The sequence below is a fragment of the Streptomyces sp. NRRL WC-3549 genome, assembly GCF_000721935.1.
Lineage (GTDB): Bacteria > Actinomycetota > Actinomycetes > Streptomycetales > Streptomycetaceae > Streptomyces.
This window is the reverse complement of the sequence record NZ_KL585394.1, coordinates 419,949-423,763: the sequence shown is the minus strand read 5'-3', so window position 1 is coordinate 423,763 and position 3,815 is coordinate 419,949. Positions and strand designations below refer to the sequence as shown.

The window sequence follows — 3,815 nt, the reverse complement described above, 5'->3', positions numbered from 1 at the left end:
CGCTCTACCCGCGCAGGCCCGACGCCCAGGTCCCGAAGAACTACAAGGTGGTCACCCCCCAGTGACCACCGCGACCGCTGTGCTCCGCGAGATGCGCTGGTGGGACATCGACCCGGTGCTGGAGCTGGAACACGAGCTGTTCCCCGACGACGCCTGGTCCACCGGCATGTTCTGGTCCGAGCTGGCCCGCGCCCGCGGCCCCCGGGCCACCCACCGCTACGTCGTCGCCGAGGACCCCGACGGCCGGGTCGTCGGCTACGCGGGCCTCGCCTCGGCCGGCGACCTCGCCGACGTCCAGACCATCGCGGTCAGCCGCAGCCACTGGGGCGGCGGACTCGGCTCGGAACTCCTGACCGACCTGCTCCGGCACGCCACCGCCTTCGAGTGCGCCGCGGTGCTCCTGGAGGTCCGGGTCGACAACACCCGCGCGCAGAAGCTGTACGAACGCTTCGGCTTCGAGCCCATCGGCTTCCGCCGGGGCTACTACCAGCCCGGGAACATCGACGCACTCGTCATGCGCCTGACCGTACAAGGAACAGAGACAGACTGATGGCTGACGAACCGCTCGTACTCGGTATCGAGACCTCCTGCGACGAGACCGGCGTCGGCATCGTGCGCGGGACGACCCTGCTCGCCGACGCCGTCGCGTCCAGCGTCGACACCCACGCCCGCTTCGGCGGGGTCGTGCCGGAGATCGCCTCCCGCGCGCACCTGGAGGCGATGGTCCCCACCATCGAGCGCGCGCTGAAGGACGCCGGGATCAGCGCCCGTGACCTCGACGGCATCGCGGTCACGGCGGGACCCGGACTCGCCGGGGCCCTGCTCGTCGGGGTGTCGGCGGCCAAGGCGTACGCGTACGCCCTGGACAAGCCGCTGTACGGGGTCAACCACCTCGCCTCGCACATCTGCGTGGACCAGCTGGAGCACGGCCCGCTGCCCGAGCCGACCATGGCCCTGCTGGTCAGCGGCGGGCACTCCTCGCTGCTGCTGGCCCCGGACATCACGAGCGACGTACGGCCGCTGGGCGCGACCATCGACGACGCGGCGGGCGAGGCGTTCGACAAGATCGCCCGGGTGCTGGACCTCGGCTTCCCCGGCGGCCCGGTCATCGACCGGCTGGCACGCGAGGGCGACCCGGCGGCGATCGCGTTCCCGCGCGGGCTGACCGGTCCGCGCGACGCCCCGTACGACTTCTCCTTCTCCGGCCTCAAGACGTCCGTGGCCCGCTGGATCGAGGCCAAGCGGGCGGCCGGCGAGGAGGTGCCGGTACGGGACGTGGCGGCGTCCTTCCAGGAGGCCGTGGTGGACGTGCTCACCCGCAAGGCCGTGCGGGCCTGCAAGGACGAGGGCGTCGACCACCTGATGATCGGCGGCGGCGTCGCGGCCAACTCGCGGCTGCGCGCCCTGGCCGAGGACCGGTGCGAGCGGGCCGGGATCCGGCTGCGGGTGCCCCGTCCCGGGCTGTGCACGGACAACGGCGCGATGGTCGCCGCACTGGGCGCCGAGATGGTCGCCCGCAACCGACCCGCCTCCGACCTGGGACTCTCGGCGGACTCCTCGCTGCCGGTGACCGAGACCCACGTACCGGGGGCGCACAGCCACGACCACGACCACGTGCACGAGATCAGCAAGGAAAACCTCTACTCATGACCGTCGCCCTGATGTGGGAGGCCCGTGCCGCCGCGGGCCGGGGGGCCGAGCTGCTGGAGTGGGCCCGCGCCCGTGCGGGCGAGCTGGCCGCGCGTCCGCTCCGCAGCGAACTGCTGCGCGCCCCGCAGGACCGGGTGCTGGTCCTCACCTGGTGGGACGCCGCGTACGACGCCGAACTGCCGGAGCTGCCCGAGCCGGACGCGGAGCTGGTGACCCGCGCGGTGCACCGCTGGCGTTTCGAGTCGCTCGGGCCCGCGGACGGCTGAGCGGAGCCCTCACCCGGCGTGTTCCGGTGAGTTCCCCGCCCGGGGCCGGTCTACCTTGCACAGCGTCATCGAGGACGCGGAGCACCGAGCGAGGGAGAAGACCATGCAGAAGATCAGGCCCTGCCTGTGGTTCGACGGCCAGGCCCAGGAGGCCGCCGAGTTCTACGTCTCCGTCTTCGGCGGCGACTCCCGCGTCACGAACGTCACCTACAACGGCGAGGCCGCGCCGGGTGAGATCGGCACGGTGCTGACCGTGGAGTACGTGCTCGCCGGCCAGGAGTACATGGCGCTCAACGGCGGCCCCGAGTTCACGTTCTCCGAGGCCGTCTCCCTCTCCGTCGACTGCGCGACCCAGGACGAGGTGGACCGGCTCTGGGAGGCGCTCACCGAGGGCGGTGCGGAGAGCGACTGCGGCTGGCTCAGGGACAAGTACGGCTTCTCCTGGCAGATCGTCCCCAGCGTGCTGCCCGAGCTGCTCGCCGGGCCCGACAAGGCCAGGGCGGAGCGCGTCATGAAGGCGATGCTCGGGATGCGCAAGCTGGACGCCGAGACACTCCGCAACGCCTGAGGCACCCTGGAAGGAGCAGCCTGGTAACAGGACTCCCAGGAGGTGACCGCCATGACGGAGACCACGGTCGGATGGCACGTCGAGCTGGAATTCGCGGAGGACACCCACCGGACCCGCGCCGTCGCCCTGGTACGGCTCCCCCTCCGACGCCGAACAGCCCCGGGTGGGCGAGGAGATCGCCGGCGCCCGGGCGCTCGACGAACTCGCGACGAAGCTCCTCACCAAGGCGCACGACGAGATCGACGAGGCGTCCGGCCGGGCGTCGTACCCGCTGGCCCCCTGACCCGGGGCGTCCTGACCCACCGGTCCCCGAGGCGCGGGCAGGTCTCCCGCCCGTGAACCGGCGGGTGTTCCGGCGGGGGACCCGGGATCGGTAATGTCCCGTGCATGGCACGCCGTTCACCGCTCCCGCCGCCCCCGCCGCCCGTGGAGGTGCGCACCTGGCCCGACCGTGAGGCCCTGCTCCGGGACCGGGCCGTGGTCCTGGGTGAACTCGTCAGGATGCACGTCGGTCCAGGGCAGTTGGGGCTGCTCTGCGTCTGGGCGGGGCTCGGTGCGGTGGGCTGGACGGGCGTCGGTGCGTCGCTCCTCGCGGTCGAGACCGTGGACGACCTCTTCGGCGCGCTGCTGGGGGTCGCCTCCGCCGTCGTCGGTGTCTGCTGCCTCGTCCCCGCAGCCGTGTTCATGGCCCTCGGCGTCGCACGTGACCGGCGGGTCCGCCGGCTCCTGGACGCGTGGGGGCGCCTGGAACGCGACCCGGAGGGGGACCGCCGGCTGCGTGTCCCGCGGGCGAGCGCGGTCTGGCTGGTGCTGTCCTTCCTGCTGTGCGCGGCGGGGCTGTTCACCTGCGTGTCCGTCCCGGCGGGGGCCCGGCCGGGGGAGGAGAGCTACGGAGAGGTCGCCCTGTGGATGGGGCTCGGCCTCATCGCCTGGCTGACCGGACTGATCGGCCTGGTCAAGGCGTTCAGCCACCGCCGCTGGGTGCTGCGGGCGGTGGGCGGCCGCTGATCAGGGCCGCTTCAACGGGTGCCCGAGCAGCATCGTCGGCGCCCCGGCCACCCGGGTCAGGAACACGGTGGCCGTGGCGGGCCCCTGGAGCTTCATCTTCCGGCGCAGCTCCTCCGGTTCGACCGGGGAGCCGCGCTTCTTGACGGTCAGCACACCGACCCCCCGCTCCCGCAGGAGGGCTTTCAGCTTCTTCATGTTGAAGGGCAGCTGGTCGGTGATCTCGTAGCCGGTCGCGTACGCGGACTCACGGGGCTCGTCGGAGGTGACGTACGCGATCGTCTCGTCGATCAGCCGGCCGCCGCACTCCGCCACGACGGCGGCCC

At 72.7% G+C, this 3,815-nt stretch carries 6 protein-coding genes and 1 pseudogene; 6 read left to right on the top strand and 1 reads right to left on the bottom strand.

Annotated features, from left to right (window positions below; all coding sequences use genetic code 11):
- The first annotated feature begins 61 nt into the window (after window positions 1-61).
- The 6 genes and pseudogenes from rimI (at window position 62) to IH13_RS0112675 (ending at window position 3,492) form a co-directional block, all read left to right on the top strand.
- A complete protein-coding gene (rimI, locus tag IH13_RS0112700) occupies window positions 62-550 on the top strand; it encodes a ribosomal protein S18-alanine N-acetyltransferase (protein ID WP_031083894.1) in 489 nt (162 codons plus the stop codon).
- Window positions 550-1,650 (top strand): tRNA (adenosine(37)-N6)-threonylcarbamoyltransferase complex transferase subunit TsaD, encoded by a 1,101-nt coding sequence (tsaD, locus tag IH13_RS0112695; RefSeq protein WP_031083892.1) that lies wholly within the window; start codon window positions 550-552, stop codon window positions 1,648-1,650. The genes rimI and tsaD overlap by 1 nt, the downstream gene beginning before the upstream one ends.
- Window positions 1,647-1,916 (top strand): hypothetical protein, encoded by a 270-nt coding sequence (locus IH13_RS0112690; RefSeq protein WP_031083890.1) that lies wholly within the window; start codon window positions 1,647-1,649, stop codon window positions 1,914-1,916. Before tsaD ends, IH13_RS0112690 begins: the two co-directional genes overlap by 4 nt.
- Before the next feature lie 103 nt (window positions 1,917-2,019).
- Window positions 2,020-2,484, top strand: coding sequence for a VOC family protein (locus IH13_RS0112685; protein ID WP_031083888.1), 465 nt, complete (start codon window positions 2,020-2,022; stop codon window positions 2,482-2,484).
- A gap of 51 nt (window positions 2,485-2,535) precedes the next feature.
- Window positions 2,536-2,767, top strand: a pseudogene (locus IH13_RS37325) (dsRBD fold-containing protein).
- Window positions 2,768-2,871: 104 nt separating this feature from the next.
- Window positions 2,872-3,492, top strand: a complete 621-nt coding sequence (locus tag IH13_RS0112675) for a hypothetical protein (protein WP_031083886.1) — start codon at window positions 2,872-2,874, stop codon at window positions 3,490-3,492.
- Here the strand turns inward: IH13_RS0112675 and IH13_RS0112670 are convergent.
- A partial coding sequence (locus tag IH13_RS0112670; RefSeq protein WP_420713352.1) for a THUMP-like domain-containing protein occupies window positions 3,493-3,815 on the bottom strand: 323 nt, incomplete at its 5' end.